The sequence below is a fragment of the Stenotrophomonas sp. 2201_Sma genome, assembly GCF_056486685.1.
In genome coordinates this window covers 1045909-1065000 of sequence record NZ_CM151329.1, presented here as the reverse complement: position 1 = coordinate 1065000, position 19092 = coordinate 1045909, and the positions used below count along the sequence as shown (strand labels likewise).

The window sequence follows — 19092 nt, the reverse complement described above, 5'->3', positions numbered from 1 at the left end:
CGGGTTCCATTCCCCCTCTTCGGCACAGGCATGAAGACTCGGCTGCAGACATCGTTGGGACAGCAGCTGGTGCTCACGCCCCAGCTGCAGCAGGCGATCAAGCTGCTGCAGATGTCCAGCACCGAGCTGGAACTGGAGATCGCCCAGGCGGTGGAGAGCAATCCGCTGCTGGACTGGGCCGAAGGCAACGAGAGCGATGCCGCTGCCGGCGACGATGGCAACGGCGATGACGCCCCGCCCGAACGCACCGACGCCGGCCAGGAGGACGACTGGGCATCGGCCGAACCGGACTGGAGCACCGCCGGCAGCGGCGGCAGCTTCGACGACGATGACGACAGCGGCAGCGCGGCCGAACGCGTGGCCGAAACCGAGACCCTGGCCGACCACCTGCTGTGGCAGCTGCACCTGTCGCATCTGTCCGCACGCGATCGCAGCATCGGGGCTGCCCTGATCGACGCCCTGGACGACGATGGCTACCTGCGCGAACCGCTGTCCACCATCGCCGAGACCCTGCTGCCGGCGATCCACGCCGGCGAGGACGAGATCCTCACCGTACTGCACCAGATCCAGCGCTTCGATCCGGTCGGAGTAGCGGCACGCAGCCTGGGCGAATGCCTCCAGCTGCAACTGGACGTACTGGCGGCCGACACACCTGGCCTTGCCCTGGCACGCCAGGTCGCTGCCGGGCCGCTGGAGCGGCTGCCGCGCAGCGGCGTGGTTGGGCTGGCGCACGAACTCCGGCAGCCCCTGGCCGATGTCGAGACCGCCGTGGCCCTGCTGCGGTCGCTGGACCCGCGCCCAGGCACCCAGATCGCGCCGCTGTCGCAGGACACCTACGTGGTGCCGGACGTGGTGGTCTGGCGGCAGAACGGCGTGTGGCGCGCCGCGCTGGCCGGCCATGCCGGGCCGAAGGTGGTCATCCACCGCGGTTACGAACAGATGATCCGCCGCTGCGGTGAGGCCGACGCCGGCTACCTGCGCGCCCAGCTGCAGGAGGCGCGCTGGCTGCTGAAAGGTCTGCAGCAGCGTGGCGAGACCCTGCTGCGGGTGGTGCGCTGCCTGATCCTGCAGCAGTCCGGCTTCCTGGAGTTCGGCGAACAGGCACTGCGCCCGCTCACCCTGCGTGAGATCGCCGCCGAACTGGGCCTGCACGAATCCACCATTTCGCGGGCGATCGCCCGCAAGCATGTCCGGACCCCACGCGGCACCCTGCCGCTGCGCGCCTTCTTCGCGTCGGGCATCGATACCGAAGGCGGCGGTGAGGCATCCAGCACCGCCATCCAGGCAATGATCCGGCGCCTGATCGATGACGAAAACCCGCGCAAGCCCCTTTCTGACGCCAAGCTGGCTGACCTGCTCAAATCGTCGGGAATTCCAGTGGCGCGACGCACCGTGGCGAAGTATCGTGAAGCCATGAACATTTCCGCCTCGCACGAAAGGGTCAGAATCGCTTGACGCACCGCCGCGCCCGGCGGAGAGGTTCATTGGCACATCCGAACACAGGAGAAACCCGATGCGCATCGAAACGTTTGGCAAAGACGTCGAAGTCACCCCGGCCCTGCAGTCCTATGTAGAGGAGAAGCTGGCCCGGATCGGAAAGCACTTCGACCAGCACTGCGAAGCGCGGGTGACCCTCAAGCTGCAGAAGACCGAACACCACGTCGACGCCAGCCTCAACATTCCCGGCCAGACCCTGCACGCCGAGGCCGGCGGCCAGACCATGTATGCCGCGATCGACCTGCTGGCGGACAAGCTTGACCGCCTGGTGATCAAGCACAAGGAGAAAAAACAGCAGCACGCACCGCTGCCGGTGGGTGACAATGGCGGCTGATCGCCACCGTTCCCCGCAGACATGCCCCTGACTGACCTCCTGGCGGCCGTGCAGACCCAGCTCTGCACGGCCACCGACCGCGACAGCGTCCTCAAGGCCGCGGCCGGGTTGCTGGCCTGCCGCCAGGCCAATGCCGAACAGATCTATCTGAACCTGTGCCAGCGTGAGGCGCTGGGCAGCACCGCGATCGGTTGCGGCATCGCCATCCCGCATGGCCGCGCGCCGACCCTGGACCGCCCACGCGGCGCCCTGCTGCGACTGGAGACCCCCGTCGACTTCGGGGGCGACGAGCCGGTCGACCTGGTGTTCGCGATGGCCGTTCCGGCCCACTACACCCATCAGCACCTGATGCTGCTGTCCGAACTGGCCGAACTGTTCTCCGCCCCCGCCATCCGCGAGGCGCTGCGCGCCGCCGGCGACGCGCGGGCACTGCGTCAGGCCCTGGATCTCACGCCCCCGGCGAGTGCCGCATGAATACCAGCATCACCGCACGCGAACTGTTCGAACAGCAGCGCGAACGCCTGGGCCTGCGCTGGGTGGCGGGAAAATCCGGCGAGAAGCGCGAGCTCGAGGCCGGCAACACCGTCTCCCGCCGGCCCTCGCTGGCGGGCTACCTCAATGCGATCTACCCCAACAAGGTGCAGATCCTGGGCACCGAGGAACTGTCCTGGCTGGACGCGCTGGAACCGCGCCAGCGCTGGGAGACGATCGAAAAGCTCATGCAGTCGCACCCGCTGGCGCTGGTGATTACCCGCAACCAGCCCTGTCCGGAAGACCTGCGCGCGGCCGCCGACGAGTCGGGCACGCCGCTGTGGGTATCTCCCAAGCGCGGCCACGAACTGCTCAATCATCTGTCCTACCACCTGGCACGCACGCTGGCGCCGCGCGTGATCCTGCACGGCGTGTTCATGGAGATCTACTCCATCGGCGTGCTGATCACCGGCGAAGCCGGGTCGGGCAAGAGCGAGCTGGCGCTGGAACTGCTCAGCCGTGGTCACCGCCTGGTGGCCGATGATGCACCTGAATTCACCCAGATCGCGCCGGACGTGCTCGACGGCACCTGCCCGGAACTGCTGCAGGACCTGCTGGAAGTACGCGGCCTGGGCGTGCTGAACGTGCGCGAGATGTTCGGCGACACGGCTGTAAAGAAGAACAAGTACCTTCGGCTGATCGTCCACCTGACCAAGCCGATGACCGAGCCCACTCCGCATGGCTACGAACGCCTGACCGGCGATTCCGGTACCCGCCATGTGCTGGACCTGGACGTGCCGCTGATCACGCTGCCGGTGATGCCCGGCCGCAACCTGGCCGTGCTGACCGAGGCGGCCACCCGCCTGCATATCCTGCGGACCAAGGGCATCGACCCGGCCGCGATGTTCATCGCGCGCCACAGTAACCTGCTGGAACGGCGAACACCCTGATTTCCCTGGCCTTCGAAGAGTCTGTCCATGAGCACCGCTGCCCCCACCGCCCCGACCCTGATCATTGTCAGCGGCCTGTCCGGCTCGGGTAAATCCGTCGCCCTGAAGACGTTCGAGGACCAGGACTACTACTGCTCGGACAACCTGCCGATCCAGCTGCTGCCGGACTTCGTGCGCAGCCTGCTGGCCCACCATGACGGCGCCGCGCCGCGCCGGCTGGCGGTCGGCATCGACGTGCGCGGCCAGGCCGACCTGAGCCAGCTGGCGAACTGGCGGCAACTGGCCACCGATGCCGGCGTGGAAACCAAGGTGCTGTTCTTTGAAGCCAGCGACGAGGCGGTGCTCAAGCGCTATGCCGACACCCGTCGCCGCCATCCACTCAGCCAGCTCGGTCTGTCGTTGCCGGAAGCGATCGCCCGCGAGCGCGAACTGATCGCACCGCTGCGCCAGGAGGCCGACGCCATCATCGACACCAGCGCGCTCAACGTGCACCAGCTGCGCCGCCGCATCATCACCGAGTTCACGCTGGACCACGCAACCCGCCTGTCGCTGCTGTTCGAATCGTTCGCCTACAAACGTGGCGTGCCGGCCGAAGCGGATTTCGTCTTCGATGCGCGGGTGCTGCCCAATCCGCACTGGGATCCCGAGCTGCGTGCGCTCAGTGGCCGCGAGCCGGGCGTGCGCGACTACCTGGAAGCCCAGCCGGACGTGCAGTGCTACCTCGCACAGCTGATGGGTTTTCTCGACACCTGGCTGCCGAAGCTGGGCGACGGCACCCGCAGCTACGTGACCGTGGCCTTCGGCTGCACCGGCGGCAAGCACCGCTCGGTCTATCTGGCCGAACGGATGGCCCGGCATGCCCGCGAAATGGGCTGGGAAGACGTGGCCACCTATCACCGCGAGCAGGATTGAGAGACCCGGCCGGGGTGCGCCCGACCGCCCCGTGGGGAGGCGGGATGGGCCAGCAGGCGAGGGACGCTGAATACGGGACACAGTGCCCCTCATCTGCGGCTATCGCCAATTCACCTTGACCTGTTAACGTGCAGTAATGACCTGTGGCATTCTCCTCGTAACACATCCCGGGGTCGGCGCCGCCCTGCTTGACGTGGCGACCCGGCTCCTGCGGCAGCTGCCGTTGAAGACCGAAGCTTTCGAAGTACCGTTCGACGCAGACCTGGATGCTCTGCTCCCCCTCGCCTCGGCCGCGCTGCGGCGGGTAGATGGTGGAGAAGGCGTGCTGATCCTGACCGACCTGTACGGCGCCAGCCCCGCCAACCTTGCCGGGCAGCTGGCCCGGCTGGGGACCCCGGTTCGCCGGGTGTCGGCGCTGAGCCTGCCGATGTTGCTGCGGGTGATGAATTATCCGGAACAGGCACTGGATCAACTGCCCGCCACCGCTGCGGCGGGTACCCGTAATGGAGCGATAGTCGACGATGCTTGAACGAGAACTCACCGTCAGCAACCGCCTGGGCCTGCATGCCCGGGCCACCGCCAAGCTGGTGCAGACCCTGGCACCGTTCCGGTGCAACGTGACCATGGCTGCCAAGGGCCGCGAGATCAACGCCAAGAGCATCATGGGCGTGATGCTGCTCGCTGCCGGCCAGGGCACCCCGGTCACCGTGCGCATCAGTGGCGAAGACGAAGCCGCCGCGATGGACGCGGTGGTCGACCTGTTCGAACGCCGCTTCGACGAGGACAGCTGACCGTGCCGCGCGCCCGCGCCGGCCAGCTCCCTTCCGGCCAACGGCCGGTCCAGCTGCTGGCGGGTCACGGCGCTGCGCGGGGTTCGGCGATGGGGCGTGCACGCGTGCGCCTGCCCCATGCGCTGGACGTTGCCGAACAGCGCGTGGCACCGCAGCAGATCGAAACCGAGCTGACGCGCCTGCATCACGCCGTAGATGCCGCGCGCACGGAGATGCATGAGCTTCGGCAGCGCCTGCACGGCGCACTGAACCAGGAAGTAGGCGAATTCCTCGATCTGCACGCGCTGCTGCTGGACGACCCGGAGCTGCTGTTCGGCCTGGATGAGCTGATCCGCAGCGGCCCGTACAGTGCCGGTTACGCCCTGCGCCTGCAGCGCGACCGCCTGGCCAAGGTCTTCGATGGCATGGACGATGCCTACCTGAAGAGCCGCATGGACGATCTGGATCATGTGATCGGCCGTATTCACGCCTTCCTGCAGCCGGAGCGCGCGCCGGTGATGAAGGGGCTGGCCGGCGAGATCCTGGTCTGCGACAACATCGCGCCGTCCGAGCTGGCACAGCTGCAGGCACAGGGCGTCGTGGGCATCGTCACCGCCGCCGGCAGCGCGCTGTCGCACAGCGCCATCCTCGCCCGCAGTCTGCACCTGCCACTGATCGTCAACGTTCCGCAGCTGCTCAGCCGCGTTGCCGATGGCGACGTGCTGATCGTCGATGGCGCCGACGGCAGCATCACCGTCAACCCGCAGGCCGACAACCTGCGCGACTATCGCGCACGGCTGAAGGAACACGCCCGCGAGCAGCGGGAGCTCGGACGCCTGCGCAGCAAACCCAGCCGTACCCGCGACCAGGTCGACATCGCCCTGCTGGCCAACGCCGAATCGCTGGAGGACGTAACCCAGGCCCACGCCCTCGGCGCGCAGGGACTGGGTCTGTACCGCACGGAATTCCTGTTCCTGCAGCGCAACGAACTGCCGGACGAGGAAGAACAGTTCCGGACCTACCGCGACGCCGCGCTGGGCATGAGCGGGCGGCCGGTGACCATCCGCACCCTCGATCTGGGTGCGGACAAAGCGGATCGTACCGGCCTGACCCTGAGCAACGAAGAGAACCCGGCGCTTGGCCTGCGGGGCGTGCGCCTGTCGCTGGCACGGCCGAAAGTGGCCGACACCCAGCTGCGGGCGATTCTGCGTGCTTCGGCCTATGGCAAGCTGCGGGTGCTGGTGCCCATGATCAGCACGCGCGAAGAGCTGCTGGCCGTGCGCCGGCGCATGCTCAAGCTGTCCGAACAACTGCGCGCGGAAGGGCACATGGTGGCCGACCACGTGCCGCTGGGGGCGATGATCGAAGTACCCGCCGCTGCTCTGGCGCTGGAGAGCTTCATCGACCTGGTCGACTTCCTGTCCATCGGCACCAATGACCTGGTGCAGTACCTGCTCGCGGCCGACCGCAACAACGAGGCGCTGGGCGAACTCTACTCGCCGCTGCACCCGGCGGTGCTGCGCCTGCTGCAGATGGTGATCGAGACCGGCGCACGCCATCGTGTGCCGGTGGCGGTGTGCGGCGAGATCGCGGGGGACGCACGCATGGCGCCGCTGCTGCTGGCACTGGGCCTGACCGAGTTCAGCCTGCATCCGGGCACGCTGCTGGAAGTCCGCCGCGCGATCCGCGAGGCCGACCTGGCATCCCTGCGCGCCCGCGCTCCGAAGCTGCTGGCCGCGCGGGACCGTCGCGGCATCGAGCGCTGGCTGGCATTGGTGGCCGATACGCCCTGACGGCCGCGCTGCGCGCTCGCCGGGCATGGCGCGGCGCTACCACCGTGCATTCCGCTCGCCGGGCATGTCCCGGCGCTACCACCGTGCATTCCGCTCGCCGGGCGTGGCCCGGCGATACCATCGCATGCATCCCGCTCGCCGGGCGTGGCCCGGCGCTACCACCGTGCATTCCGCTCGCCGGGCATGGCGCGGCGCACCACCGCGTGCACCTTCCCGGTAGCGCCGGGCCATGCCCGGCGGAATTCATGGACCCCGCTGGCCGCAGACACCGGGGTATGCGTTGAAACATCCCCTTGCGATAATGACGCGCTGAACACCCCTGTTGCCGCATCCTTGCCAGGATCGCGGCTTTTCTTATCCCGCGGGAGCTGCGATGGCTGAAGCTGTACGCCACGACAAGACTGCGCGCCAACTGCGGATGCTGTCCGATGCACTGGACAGTGGCCGGCTGGGACCGGTGCGTCGCCTGGTCAATACTCTGGCCCCCGCCGAGATCGGCAACCTGCTCGAATCGCTGCCGCCGGGAAAGCGCGAAGTCGTGTGGGGCCTGGTCGATCCGGAAGATGACGGCGAGGTGCTGGTCCACGTCGGCGACGACGTGCGCGAGAGCCTGCTCGCGGACATGGACCCGGACGAGATCATCGCTGCGGTCGAAGACCTGGACATCGACGACCTGGCCGATCTGGTCGAGGACCTGCCGGACACGGTCATCGACGAAGTCCTCAAGTCGATGGACCGCGAGAACCGCGAGCGCCTCGAGCAGGTCCTGTCCTACCCCGAGGACAGCGCTGGCCGCCTGATGAACCCGGACGTAGTGACCGTGCGCGCCGACGTCAACGTCGACGTGGTGCTGCGCTACCTGCGCCTGCGCGGCGAACTGCCGGACCATACCGACCACCTGTTCGTGGTCAGCCGCCGCCATCAGTATCTTGGCCGTGTCTCGCTTGCAGCGCTGGTCACCCATGAAGACACCACGCCGATCAACCGGTTGATCGACGACGAACAGCCGGCGATCGATGTCGGCGAGAGCGACCAGGAGGTCGCCCGCCAGTTCTCCGACCATGACTGGATTTCCGCGCCGGTGGTGGACGACAACAACATTCTGGTCGGCCGCATCACCATCGATGACGTGGTCGACATCATCCGGGGCCAGGCCGAGCACCAGGCGCTGGGCGCCGCCGGCCTGGACGAGGACGAGGATCTGTTCAGCCCGGTGTGGCGCGCGATGCGCCGTCGCCTGATGTGGCTGTCGGTGAACCTGTGTACCGCCTTCCTCGCCTCCAGCGTGGTCGGTCACTTCGAAGGCACGATCGACAAGCTGGTGGCGCTGGCGGTGCTCATGCCCATCGTCGCCGGCCTCGGCGGCAACGCAGGCACGCAGGTGCTGGCGTTGATGGTGCGCGGCCTGGCGCTGGGCCAGGTGGGCGCATCCAATGCACGCACCCTGCTGTGGAAGGAAGTGCGGGTGGCACTGCTCAACGGCCTGTTGCTGGGTTCCGTGCTGGGCCTGATCGTGCTGGCCTGGTTCCATTCGCCGGGGTTGTCGGCGGTGATCGCCATCGCGCTGACCTTCAACCTGCTGTTCGCCGCGCTGGCCGGTGTGCTGGTGCCGCTGACCCTGAAACGTTTCGGCTTCGATCCGGCCTTGGCCAGCGGTATTTTCCTGACCGCCGTGACCGATTCGATGGGCTTCTTCACCTTCCTCGGCCTGGCCACCCTGGTGCTGCTGCACTGACCGACCTGCGCCCTGCCCCCAGTCGGGGCGCGGGGCCCATTCCAACTGGAACACCCCATGGCAACCACGATCGAAAACTACTTCCAGCCGGGTTGGCGCGACCAGCTGCATACCTGTGCCGCGTGCGAATGGAAGGGCAGTTCGCGGGCAATGGTGATGGAGCTGGACGAGGACGCCACCGAGTACGACTGCCCGGTGTGCGAGAACCCGATGCTGGTGGTGCTGCACCCGGATCTGGCACAGGTACGGGCCGCCGCCGCCGAAGGCAACGCTGAAGCGCAGGAGCAGCTGGACATCGTCGCCAGCGCCCCCCGGCCCGAGTGACGCGCTGCACGATGCTGGCCAGGCGCGACTGGACTACCATGAAAACGATTCCAGATCAGGAAACGCGCTCATGGTTCGTCTGCTTGCACGCTGGTTGCCGCTGCTGCTGGTCCTGATGGTAGGAGGCTGCGCCAGCACCGCCGAACGGACGCACGGACGCTTCGAGGCGCGTGCGGTGAAGGTGGATGGCCGGACGGCCTATTACCAGGTGTTCATTCCGGCGGGCCTGCAGCCGCGTGGTCCGGCGCAGCAGGGTGCCGCGCCGGTCGATGTGCCCGTCATCCTGTTCCTGCACGGCTCTGGCGAGCGCGGCGGCGATGGCGTGAAGCAGACCCACGCCGGGCTCGGCCCCTACCTGCGCGACCACCGCGACTTCCCGGCGCTGGTGGTATTCCCACAGGTTCCCGGGCACGAGGAATGGAGCGGCCGCAACAACCGGGTGGCCCTGGCCGCACTCGACGCCACCCTCGCCGAGTTCGGCGCCGACCCGGCCCGGCAGTACCTGACCGGCATGTCGATGGGCGGCTACGGCAGCTGGAACATCGCACTGGATGACCCGCGCCGTTTCGCGGCGATCGTGCCGGTCTGCGGCGCGGTGCTGGCCCCCCGCGCGGTGCGGCCGACCCTGTTCGTGGAGCAGGTCGCCAACGAAGCCGATCCGTATGCCGCGATTGCACAGCGCCTGCGGCACACGCCGATCTGGATCTTCCATGGTGCGCTTGACGATGTGGTGCCACCAGACGACGACCGCCGCCTGCACGCCGCATTCCAGGCCACCGGCGCCGCCGACGTACGCTACACCGAGTATCCGCAAGGTAACCACAACGCCTGGGATGCCACCTACGCCGATGCGGCGATGTGGACGTGGTTGTTCAAGCAGAAGCGCTGAGCCATAGCTTCGGTAGTTGCCAACCTTGGTTGGCACTGGCCTACCTGAAACCAACCCATTCCCCGATGTTCACTGGAAGCAGGCCCGTCCATGCTTGCTCCATGCAGAACACACGTCTCCTGCTCGGTCGTCGCTCCAGCATCGGCCTCAGCTATATCCTCACACCGTCGTCCATGACCGCGCGCCGCTCTTCACCAACGCCGCAGCGGCCGCCTTGGCAGTCCGCGAATTCCAGCGACTGGATCAGGAAGGCTTCACCCGCTCGATTGCGTACGTGGTCATGCCCGACCACATCCACTGGCTGGTCGAACTACGTGCGGGAACGCTGGAAACCGTCATGAAGCGTTTCAAGTCGCGCACCGCCCAGCAGGTAAACCGGTTGCTGGGGCGAGTCGGGCGCTTCTGGCAGGCCTGCTATCACGATCATGCGATCCGCTCTGACGAATCGTTGCACCGGCATGCGATGTATCTGATGGGAAATCCGATCAGGGCCGGGCTGACGACGCGGCTTGGGCAATATCCCCATGCATGGTGCGAATGGGAGCTTGGCGCTTCGTGTGATCCGCTCGACAACTTGGGCGCGGATGGATAGTGCCAACCAAGGTTGGCATCTACCAGAGCGGTGCGCGGACAAGCCGCGCGGTAAGTGTGTCAACCAAGGCTGACACCTACCAGAGCGGGTGGTCAGCCCAGCAGGGTTTCCAGCACGGCCATGCGCACGGCGACGCCGTTGGCGACCTGGCGCAGCACCCACGACTGTGGGCCATCGGCCACATCGTCGGTCACTTCCACGCCGCGGTTGATCGGGCCGGGGTGCAGCACCGCGGCGTCCTTGCCGGCGCGGGCCAGGCGTTCGCGGGTCAGTCCGTACTGGTCGTGATACTGCTCCAGCGACGGTACCAGCCCTTCTTCCATGCGCTCGCGCTGCAGGCGCAACATCATCAGTGCGTCGACCCCTTCCAGCATCGCGTCGAAATCCTCGCCCACCACGCAGCCCTTCAGGGTTTCGTCGTCCGGCAGCAGCGACTGCGGGCCACACACGCGGATCTCGCCCACGCCCAGCGTGCGCAGTGCGTGCAGGTCGGTGCGGGCCACGCGCGAGTGCTTCACGTCGCCGACGATCACCACCTTCAGCTTCGAGAAATCCGGGCCCTTGGCCTGGCGCAGGGTCAGCATGTCCAGCAGGCCCTGGGTGGGGTGCGAACTGCGCCCATCGCCGGCGTTGATGAGGGCGGTGCCCTCGCCCGCCGCTTCGGCCAGTGCGGCCACGGCACCATCATCTGGATGGCGCACCACGAAACCGCGCACGCCCATCGCTTCCAGGTTGCGCAGCGTGTCGCAGGCGGTTTCGCCCTTGCGCGTGGACGAGGTCGACGCATCGAAGTTCAGCACGTCGGCGCCGAGGCGCTGCGCGGCCAGCTGGAACGAGCTGCGCGTGCGGGTGGACGGTTCGAAGAACAGCGTGCACACCGCGGAACCGGCCAGCACGTGCCGCTTGTTGCCGACGCGGCCGACCGCCGCGTCGCGGATCTGCCCCGCGCGGTCGAGCAGCTGCAGCAGGGTGTCGCGGGGCAGGCCCTCAAGAGTCAGCAGGTGGCGCAGGCGGCCGGAGGCATCGAGTTGCTGGGCGGTCATGGCGGGAATCGTGCAGTCAGGGAATGGGAGTGGCGTCGTCCGGCGAGGACAGCCAGCGGTCGATGATCACCGCCGCAGCCACCGCATCGAGCGCGGCCGCATCACGGCGGCGCTTGCGCCCTTCGGCGCGCTCGACGGCGAAGCGGCGGGCGGCTTCCACCGAGCTTGAGCGCTCGTCGATCATCACCACCGGCAGCTTGAATCGTTCCCGCAGCTGGCGGGCGAAGCCCTGCGCGCGCTTGCGGTTGGGTTGGTCCTGGCCGTCGAGCGTCAGAGGATCGCCGACCACCAGGCCATCGGGCTTCCATTCCTTGATGAGGCGTTCGATCGCCGCCCAGTCCGGGCCGTTGCCGTGCACGTCGACCACGGCCACGGCACGCGCGTGCGCGGCGAAGGCACTGCCGATGGCCACACCGATCCGTCGCGCGCCGACATCGAAGCCGAGCACGGTGCCATCGCGACGGAGGGCGGCCGGCTCAGACATGGCCGCTGTAATCGGTGAGCCGGAACAGATCCACGCCGATGCGCGAGGCCGCGCCCTGCCAGCGCTGCTCCAGCGGCAGCTGGAACACCAGTTCGGCGTCGGCCGGCACGGTCAGCCAGCTGTTCTCGGAAAGCTCGCTTTCCAGCTGCCCGGCGCCCCATCCGGCGCAGCCAAGGGTCACCACGGCATTGGCCGGGCCTTCGCCGCGGGCCATTGCTTCGAGAATGTCGCGCGACGTGGTCAGGTACAGGCCATCGCCCACCGTCAGGCTGGAATCCCAGGGCCGCGCATCGTCGTGGATGACGAACCCGCGCTCGGGATGCACTGGCCCCCCGTTGAGCACCATGCGCGCCTGCAGGTCGCCATCGCTGGTGGCGATGTCCATCTGCGACAGCACCTCGCCCAGCGTGTACTCGGACGGCTGGTTGACCAGCACGCCCATCGCCCCGTTCTCGTCGTGCTGGCAGATCAGCGCGACGCTGCGGGCAAAGGTCGCGTCGAGCAGCGACGGCAGCGCGACGAGCAGGTGATCGGCAAGGGAAGTGGGAGTTGCGGGCATGCCGCCATTCTAGCCGCTGGTCGCCCCCGATGCCTGCACCTGCCGGTCACGGCGCGCATAATGACCACCCCGTACCGCAGGAGTTCGCCTTGTCCGGATATTGCCTGATCGCCCCCGGCCACCCGGTGCACGACTACTACCACGCGCACGAGTACGGCTTCCCGCAGCGCGACGAACGCGAGCTGTTCGAGCGGCTGGTGCTGGAGATCAACCAGGCCGGCCTGAGCTGGGAGACCATCCTGAAGAAGCGGGAAGGATTCCGCGCGGCCTACGATGCCTTCGACGTGGACCGGGTCGCGGCCTATGCCGAGCAGGACATCGAGCGCCTGCTCTCGGACCCGGGCATCATCCGCAACCGCCTGAAGGTGCTTGCCGCGATCCACAACGCACAGGTGATCCAGCAGCTGCGTGCGGACCACGGCAGCTTTGCCGCCTGGCTGGACGCGCATCACCCGCGCAGCAAGGCCGACTGGGTGAAGCTGTTCAAGAAGACCTTCCGCTTCACCGGCGGCGAGATCACCGGCGAATTCCTGATGAGCCTGGGCTACCTGCCGGGTGCGCACGCCGCAGACTGCCCGGTGCATGCGCGGCTGCTGAAGCTGTCACCGCCCTGGCTGCAGGCCGTCGCCCGCTGAACCGGACCCGCCGGGCATGGCCCGGCGCTACCAGATCCATCCGCCGGGCATGGCGCGGCGCTACCACGTACCGGTTCCGGTAGCGCCGGGCCATGCCCGGCGAACGCGGAAGGCGCGCTTACACGCCCATGTAACGGCCGGGCCGGTGGTTGAACATCAGCACCAGGCTGAGCACCACCGCGCCGATCGCCGAATACATCACCTTGGACGGCGAAAGCACGAAGAACGCGGCGATCATCAGACAGGCATCGTAGGACATCTGCACCTTGCCGGCGCTCCAGCCACGGGTGCGCTGCAGGTAGACCGCCAGGATGCCGATGCCGCCCAGGCTGGCACGGTGGCGGATGAAGAACAGGATGCCCAGCCCCGACAGCGCGCCGCCGACGATCGCCGAGTACAGTGGATGGATGTGCGAGAAATCGATCCAGCGCGGCAGCAGATCGGTCAGTACGCCGCAGGCGGTAACCGCGGCAAAGGTCTTCAGGGTGAACTCCCAGCCCATGCGCCGCAGCGCCACCCAGTAGAAGGGCAGATTGACCAGCACGAACACCAGCCCGAAGTTCCAGCCCATGGAGTAGTGCAGCAGGAAGGCCATGCCGGCCATGCCGCCGATCATCAGCCCGCCCTTGGCAAAGATGGCCAGGCCCAGCGAGGCCACCATCGTCGCCAGCACCATGCCCTGCACGTCCTCGGCCACCGAGTGGCGCAGCGCTTTCTCGTCGGCGGTGGTACCGGCGCTGTCCGGCGGCGGAGTCAACGGACCGGCGGTGACCAGGTGGCCGTCAGCGTCGTCGCACGGCGCGGGGCCATGGGAAGGATGGGACATGCGGGTGGGGGGACAGCGGGGGGAGGCGGTATTAGACACGATCCGCATGACAGTTGCAGATGAAATCGTTCAGCTGGATGCGCCGCCCTGCCTGAGGGCTCCCCGGAGAGCATCAGCCCGTGCGGCAGCGGGCAGCGGCGGCGCCGTATCATTCCCGTATGCCGCGCGAAAACCTCAACGACCTGCAGGCCTTTGTCCACGTCGCCCGCGAGGGCAGCTTCACCCGCGCGGCCGCCCAGCTGGGTGTCTCCCAGTCCGCGCTCAGCCATGCCATGCGGGGCCTCGAAGAGCGGCTCGGGGTGCGCCTGCTGACCCGGACCACCCGCAGCGTCTCCACCACCGAGGCTGGCGCCCGCCTGCTCGCCACGCTGGCGCCACGCCTGGCCGAGATCGAGCACGAACTGGCCGCGTTGGCCGAGTACCGCGACCGCCCCGCCGGGACGATCCGCATCAATGCCACCGGCCACGCCGCTGAGTACTTGGCGTGGCCGCGGCTGGCCCCCCTGCTGCAGCGCTTCACCGACCTGAAGATCGAATTGACCACCGACTACGGCCTGGCCGACATCGTCGCCGAGCGCTATGACATCGGCATCCGCCTCGGCGAGCGCCTGGCACGCGACATGATCGCCGTGCCCATCAGCCCCCCGCTGCGGATGCGCGTGGTCGGTGCCCCGGGTTACTTCCGTCAGCACGCCGCCCCCGCGCATCCGCACGACCTGGCCAGCCACAACTGCATCACCCTGCGCCTGCCCACCCATGGCGGACTGATGCCATGGGACTTCGGCCAGGATGGCCACGAACTGAGCGTGCGCGTGAGCGGGCAGTGGACCTTCAACACGATGGGCATGACCCGCAGCGCGGCACTGGCCGGCAGCGGGCTGGCCTGGCTGCCGGAAGACCAGGTCCTGCCGATGCTGGACGATGGGCGCCTGCAATCGGTGCTGGACGACTGGTGCCCGCCGTTCGATGGCTACTACGCGTACTACCCCTCGCGCCACCACGTGACCCTGGCGATGCGCACGGTGCTCGATGCCCTGCGCGGGCCGATGATGGACCGATGAGTGCGGGCCCAAGGCCCGCACCCACCACGATCAGCCCTTGACCTGCGCCGCACGCTGGGCGTTGTAGCGCTCGCCGACGATCGACACTTCATCCAGCGCCTGCGCGATGCCCTGCCGTTCTTCGCTCGACAGCTGCAGGTCCACCGCTCCCAGGTTCTCTTCCAGGCGATGCACCTTGGTGGTACCCGGAATCGGCACGATCCAGTCCGCCTGCGCCAGCAGCCAGGCCAGTGCCACCTGTGCCGGGGTGGCACCGCGGGCGGCGGCAATGGCGCCGATCCGGTCCACCAGCGCCTGGTTCGCCCGGCGCGCTTCGACTTCAAACCGCGGCACGGTGTTGCGGAAGTCGTCGGCCTCGAACGTGGTCTCTGCATTGATCGTACCGGTCAGGAAGCCCCGGCCCAGCGGACTGAACGGTACGAAGCCGATGCCCAGCTCCTGCAGGGTCGGCAGCAGTTCGCGCTCCGGCTCGCGCCACCACAGCGAGTACTCGCTCTGCACCGCAGCCACCGGCTGCACGGCATGTGCGCGGCGCACGGTGGCGGCACTCGCTTCGGAGAGCCCGAAGTGGCCGACCTTGCCTTCGGCAATCAGGTCGCGCACGGTACCGGCGACGTCCTCGATCGGCACGTTGGGATCGACACGGTGCTGGTAGAACAGATCGATGTGGTCGGTACGCAGGCGCTTGAGGCTGGCTTCGGCCACGGCACGGATGTTCTCCGGGCGGCTGTCCAGCCCGGTATCGGCCTGGGCATTGCGGAAACCGAACTTGGTGGCGATCACCAGCCGGTCCCGATGCGGCGCCAGCGCCCTGCCCAGCAGTGCCTCGTTGGTGTACGGGCCGTACACTTCGGCCGTGTCGAAGAAGGTGACCCCGCGCTCCACGGCTGCGTGCAGCAGCGCGACGCCCTGCTCCAGTTCCACGGGCTTGCCGTAGCTGTGGCTCAGGCCCATGCAGCCCAGGCCGAGGGCGGAAACCTTCAGGCCGCTGCGGCCGAGTTCACGTGTCTGCATTGTCATGCTCCAGAGGGGGAGCGCTGACGATACGCCTGCGGCCCCATCGGATTGAACCGGCTGCGCCGCAGTCGGTCATGACTGCATTTCATGAATCCGGTCGATCCGGTGATGTTCCGCGGCGCCGGGCGATGCCCGGCTGCCGTCCCCTGCTGCTTCAGCGGATCTCGGAGATTTCCACGCCGTCCAGCCCCTGCGACAGGGTGCGCGCGTCACCGCCCTGGCTCAGCTTGATGCGCAGCCGCACTTCATTCTGCGAATCGGCATACCGCAGCGCATCCTCGTAGCTGATCTCACCGGCCTGGTACAGCTCGAACAGGCTCTGGTCGAAGGTCTTCATGCCCAGCTGGACCGATTCCTTCATCACTTCCTTCAGCTTGTGGATCTCGCCGTCGCGGATGTAGTCCTGCACCAGCGGCGTGCCCAGCAGGATCTCCATCGCAACCTTGCGCGAGCGGCCATCGGGGGACGGCACCAGCTGCTGGGCGACTACGCCCTTGAGGTTCAGCGACAGGTCCATCAGCAGCTGGTTGCGACGGTCTTCCGGGAAGAAGTTGATGATGCGGTCCATCGCCTGGTTGGCGTTGTTGGCGTGCAGGGTCGCCAGCACCAGGTGGCCGGTTTCGGCGAAGGCGATGGCGTGGTCCATGCCTTCGCGGGTACGCACCTCACCAATCATGATCACGTCCGGCGCCTGGCGCAGCGTGTTCTTCAGCGCGGCCTCCCAGCTGTCGGTATCGATGCCCACTTCGCGCTGGGTGATGATGCAGCCCTCGTGCTTGTGCACGAACTCGATCGGATCCTCGATGGTGATGATGTGGCCGGTGGAATTCTGGTTGCGATAACCGATCATCGCTGCCAGCGACGTCGACTTGCCGGTACCGGTCGCACCGACGAACAGGATGATGCCGCGCTTGGTCATCGCCAGCGTCTTGATGATCGGCGGCAGGCTCAGTTCTTCCACGGTCGGGATGCGCGTCTCGATGCGACGCAGCACCATGCCCACCTGGTTGCGCTGGTAGAAGCAGCTCACGCGGAAACGGCCGACACCGGACAGGCCGATGGCGAAGTTGCATTCGTGCGTCTTCTCGAACTCTTCGCGCTGTGCCGGCGTCATCACGTTCAGCACCAGGTCGCGGCTCTGCTGCGGCGTCAGGGGGGTCTGCGTGATCGGCGCGATCTTGCCATTGACCTTCATCGCCGGCGGCATGCCCGCGGTGATGAACAGGTCCGAGGCGCGCTGGTGCGCCATCAGCTTGAGGAAGGAGGTGAAATCGATGGTGGTGGCGGTGGTGTTCACGGCAGGCTCCCAGGAGGCATGTGCCAGGCTTCAGTCGATGGTCGGAACATCGCGGAGTCGCCGGCGCGGTCGCGCGCCGGGGCCCGCTTCTGCCTTGCCTTACTCGAACAGTCGCTTGTCCTTGGCGTACTCGCGCGCCTGGTTGCGGGTGATCAGGCTGCGCTTGACCAGGTCCTGCAGGTGCTGGTCGAGCGTCATCATGCCCTGCTGCTGACCGGTCTGGATCGCCGAGTACATCTGCGCCACCTTGTCTTCGCGGATCAGATTGCGGATGGCCGGCGTGCCCACCATGATCTCCCACGCTGCGGTACGGCCGCCGCCCACCTTCTTCAACAGTGCCTGCGAGATCACCGCGCGCAGCGACTCGGACAGCATCGAGCGCACCATCGGCTTCTCGCCGGCCGGGAACACGTCGATGATGCGGTCGATGGTCTTGGCCGCCGAACTGGTGTGCAGGGTGCCGAACACCAGGTGGCCGGTCTCCGCGGCGGTCAGTGCCAGGCGGATGGTTTCCAGGTCGCGCAGTTCGCCGACCAGGATGATGTCCGGGTCTTCTCGCAGTGCCGAGCGCAGTGCCTCGTTGAAGCCATGCGTATCGCGGTGTACTTCGCGCTGGTTGATCAGGCACTTCTGCGAGGTGTGCACGAACTCGATCGGATCCTCGACGGTGAGGATGTGGCCGTATTCGCTCTTGTTGATGTAGTCGATCATCGCGGCCAGCGTGGTCGACTTGCCCGAACCGGTCGGGCCGGTCACCAGGATCAGGCCCTGCGGCTGCTGGATCAGTTCGCGGAAGATCGGCGGGCAGGCCAGATCCTCCAGCGTCAGAACCTCCGACGGAATGGTACGGAACACCGCGCCCGCACCCCGGTTCTGGTTGAACGCATTCACGCGGAAACGTGCCAGCGACGGGATCTCGAACGAGAAGTCCACTTCGAGGAATTCCTCGTAGTCGCGGCGCTGCTTGTCGGACATGATGTCGTACACCAGCGCATGGACCTGCTTGTGGTCCAGCGCCGGGATGTTGATGCGGCGAACGTCGCCGTCCACGCGGATCATCGGCGGCAGGCCTGCGGACAGGTGCAGGTCGGACGCTTTGTTCTTTACGGAAAACGCCAACAGCTCGGCGATATCCATGAGCGGCTACTCCCCAATAACGGCTTCGACTGGAAGGATCTTTCCCCGGGCGGCAGTATAGCCTCCTGATCGATTGGAACGCGTTACGTGGCCACTGCCCTGCCCCAGATCCTGAGCACCCTGCACGCTGCGGCGGAGGCCGCCGGACGTGCGCCGCCGCGCCTGCTGGCGGTCTCCAAGACCCAACCGGCCGAGGCCGTGGCCGCCCTTGCTGCACAGGGCCAGCGCGCCTTCGGCGAAAACTACGTGCAGGAGGCGCTGGCCAAGATGCAGGCGCTGCAGCACCTCGACCTGGAATGGCACCTGATCGGCCATCTGCAGTCCAACAAGGCCGAAGCGGTGGCCACGCATTTCGACTGGGTGCAGAGCGTGGACCGTCCCAAGCTGGTGACCGCGCTGGCCCGCCATCGACCGGCGGCGCGCGGAGCGCTGAACGTGCTGATCCAGGTCAACATCGATGATGAATCGAGCAAGCACGGCTGCGCGCCAGAGGACGTCCAGGCCCTGGCCGAGGCCATCGCCGCCGAGCCTGGCCTGCGGTTGCGGGGTCTGATGGCGATCCCGGCGCCGTGGCCGGAGGCGGAACGCCGCCGCGACGCATTCGTGCGCATGCGCACACTTTTCCAGACACTGGCCGACCGCTTCCCGCAGGTCGATACCCTTTCGATGGGCATGAGCAGCGACTACACCGAGGCCATCGCCGAAGGCGCCACCCTGGTGCGCATCGGCACCGCCCTGTTCGGCGCCCGTCCGCGGCCGGCCTGAC

21 protein-coding genes and 1 pseudogene are annotated in these 19092 nt (G+C 67.4%); 15 read left to right on the top strand and 7 right to left on the bottom strand.

Annotated features, from left to right (window positions below; genetic code table 11):
• The first annotated feature begins 30 nt into the window (after positions 1–30).
• The 12 genes and pseudogenes from ACZLIF_RS05040 to ACZLIF_RS04985 all read left to right on the top strand — a co-directional run bounded on the left by ACZLIF_RS05040 (position 31) and on the right by ACZLIF_RS04985 (position 10267).
• On the top strand, positions 31–1455 hold the full coding sequence (locus ACZLIF_RS05040) for an RNA polymerase factor sigma-54 (protein WP_128989753.1): 1425 nt from the start codon (positions 31–33) through the stop codon (positions 1453–1455).
• A 58-nt stretch (positions 1456–1513) separates the two neighbouring features.
• Complete coding sequence (gene hpf, locus ACZLIF_RS05035) at positions 1514–1831, top strand: ribosome hibernation-promoting factor, HPF/YfiA family (RefSeq protein WP_005415556.1); 318 nt, start codon at positions 1514–1516, stop codon at positions 1829–1831.
• 21 nt (positions 1832–1852) lie between these two features.
• Positions 1853–2305 carry a PTS sugar transporter subunit IIA gene (locus tag ACZLIF_RS05030; RefSeq protein WP_053519416.1) on the top strand — a complete coding sequence of 151 codons (453 nt, stop codon included), beginning with the start codon at positions 1853–1855 and terminating at the stop codon, positions 2303–2305.
• A complete protein-coding gene (hprK, locus tag ACZLIF_RS05025) occupies positions 2302–3252 on the top strand; it encodes an HPr(Ser) kinase/phosphatase (protein ID WP_053519415.1) in 951 nt (316 codons plus the stop codon). The genes ACZLIF_RS05030 and hprK overlap by 4 nt, the downstream gene beginning before the upstream one ends.
• 27 nt (positions 3253–3279) lie before the next feature.
• Positions 3280–4164 carry an RNase adapter RapZ gene (gene rapZ, locus ACZLIF_RS05020; protein WP_053519414.1) on the top strand — a complete coding sequence of 295 codons (885 nt, stop codon included), beginning with the start codon at positions 3280–3282 and terminating at the stop codon, positions 4162–4164.
• A 136-nt stretch (positions 4165–4300) separates the two neighbouring features.
• Positions 4301–4693: a PTS sugar transporter subunit IIA gene (locus ACZLIF_RS05015; RefSeq protein WP_065174531.1), complete on the top strand. Its 393-nt coding sequence runs from the start codon at positions 4301–4303 to the stop codon at positions 4691–4693.
• Complete coding sequence (locus tag ACZLIF_RS05010; protein ID WP_053519412.1) at positions 4686–4955, top strand: HPr family phosphocarrier protein; 270 nt, start codon at positions 4686–4688, stop codon at positions 4953–4955. Before ACZLIF_RS05015 ends, ACZLIF_RS05010 begins: the two co-directional genes overlap by 8 nt.
• Before the next feature lie 2 nt (positions 4956–4957).
• Positions 4958–6727, top strand: a complete 1770-nt coding sequence (gene ptsP, locus ACZLIF_RS05005; protein WP_128989755.1) for a phosphoenolpyruvate--protein phosphotransferase — start codon at positions 4958–4960, stop codon at positions 6725–6727.
• A gap of 373 nt (positions 6728–7100) precedes the next feature.
• Positions 7101–8462 (top strand): magnesium transporter, encoded by a 1362-nt coding sequence (mgtE, locus tag ACZLIF_RS05000; protein ID WP_053519410.1) that lies wholly within the window; start codon positions 7101–7103, stop codon positions 8460–8462.
• Positions 8463–8519: 57 nt separating this feature from the next.
• A complete protein-coding gene (locus ACZLIF_RS04995) occupies positions 8520–8786 on the top strand; it encodes a hypothetical protein (RefSeq protein WP_065174529.1) in 267 nt (88 codons plus the stop codon).
• A 70-nt stretch (positions 8787–8856) separates the two neighbouring features.
• Positions 8857–9675: a carboxylesterase family protein gene (locus ACZLIF_RS04990; protein ID WP_128989757.1), complete on the top strand. Its 819-nt coding sequence runs from the start codon at positions 8857–8859 to the stop codon at positions 9673–9675.
• A gap of 101 nt (positions 9676–9776) precedes the next feature.
• Positions 9777–10267 (top strand): annotated as a pseudogene (locus ACZLIF_RS04985) (REP-associated tyrosine transposase).
• Between the two features lie 92 nt (positions 10268–10359).
• On the opposite strand, the gene ACZLIF_RS04980 reads toward ACZLIF_RS04985, so the two are convergent.
• From ACZLIF_RS04980 to ACZLIF_RS04970, 3 genes are read right to left on the bottom strand one after another with little or no spacing between them, the layout of a single operon-like run.
• Positions 10360–11310, bottom strand: a complete 951-nt coding sequence (locus ACZLIF_RS04980; RefSeq protein WP_074900463.1) for an aspartate carbamoyltransferase catalytic subunit — start codon at positions 11308–11310, stop codon at positions 10360–10362.
• 16 nt (positions 11311–11326) lie between these two features.
• Positions 11327–11794, bottom strand: a complete 468-nt coding sequence (gene ruvX, locus ACZLIF_RS04975; protein WP_053519401.1) for a Holliday junction resolvase RuvX — start codon at positions 11792–11794, stop codon at positions 11327–11329.
• On the bottom strand, positions 11787–12353 hold the full coding sequence (locus ACZLIF_RS04970) for a YqgE/AlgH family protein (RefSeq protein ID WP_065182436.1): 567 nt from the start codon (positions 12351–12353) through the stop codon (positions 11787–11789). Before ACZLIF_RS04970 ends, ruvX begins: the two co-directional genes overlap by 8 nt.
• Before the next feature lie 89 nt (positions 12354–12442).
• Here ACZLIF_RS04970 and ACZLIF_RS04965 point away from each other — a divergent pair, with 89 nt between their 5' ends.
• The gene (locus ACZLIF_RS04965; RefSeq protein WP_053519397.1) at positions 12443–12988 is read left to right on the top strand and encodes a DNA-3-methyladenine glycosylase I; all 546 of its coding nucleotides are present in this window, start codon (positions 12443–12445) and stop codon (positions 12986–12988) included.
• A 118-nt stretch (positions 12989–13106) separates the two neighbouring features.
• Here the strand turns inward: ACZLIF_RS04965 and ACZLIF_RS04960 are convergent, their stop codons facing one another.
• Complete coding sequence (locus tag ACZLIF_RS04960) at positions 13107–13814, bottom strand: YitT family protein (RefSeq protein ID WP_053519265.1); 708 nt, start codon at positions 13812–13814, stop codon at positions 13107–13109.
• Positions 13815–13972: 158 nt separating this feature from the next.
• Here ACZLIF_RS04960 and ACZLIF_RS04955 point away from each other — a divergent pair, with 158 nt between their 5' ends.
• The gene (locus ACZLIF_RS04955; protein ID WP_128989759.1) at positions 13973–14875 is read left to right on the top strand and encodes a LysR family transcriptional regulator; all 903 of its coding nucleotides are present in this window, start codon (positions 13973–13975) and stop codon (positions 14873–14875) included.
• A gap of 30 nt (positions 14876–14905) precedes the next feature.
• On the opposite strand, the gene ACZLIF_RS04950 is transcribed toward ACZLIF_RS04955, so the two are convergent.
• From ACZLIF_RS04950 to ACZLIF_RS04940, 3 genes are all read right to left on the bottom strand, one after another.
• A complete protein-coding gene (locus ACZLIF_RS04950; protein ID WP_128989761.1) occupies positions 14906–15889 on the bottom strand; it encodes an aldo/keto reductase in 984 nt (327 codons plus the stop codon).
• A 157-nt stretch (positions 15890–16046) separates the two neighbouring features.
• On the bottom strand, positions 16047–17141 hold the full coding sequence (locus ACZLIF_RS04945; protein WP_053519270.1) for a PilT/PilU family type 4a pilus ATPase: 1095 nt from the start codon (positions 17139–17141) through the stop codon (positions 16047–16049).
• A 147-nt stretch (positions 17142–17288) separates the two neighbouring features.
• Positions 17289–18326 (bottom strand): type IV pilus twitching motility protein PilT, encoded by a 1038-nt coding sequence (locus ACZLIF_RS04940; RefSeq protein ID WP_053519259.1) that lies wholly within the window; start codon positions 18324–18326, stop codon positions 17289–17291.
• Between the two features lie 87 nt (positions 18327–18413).
• Between ACZLIF_RS04940 and ACZLIF_RS04935 the strand changes: the two genes are divergently transcribed.
• On the top strand, positions 18414–19091 hold the full coding sequence (locus ACZLIF_RS04935) for a YggS family pyridoxal phosphate-dependent enzyme (protein WP_128989763.1): 678 nt from the start codon (positions 18414–18416) through the stop codon (positions 19089–19091).
• The last annotated feature ends 1 nt before the right edge of the window (position 19092 follow it).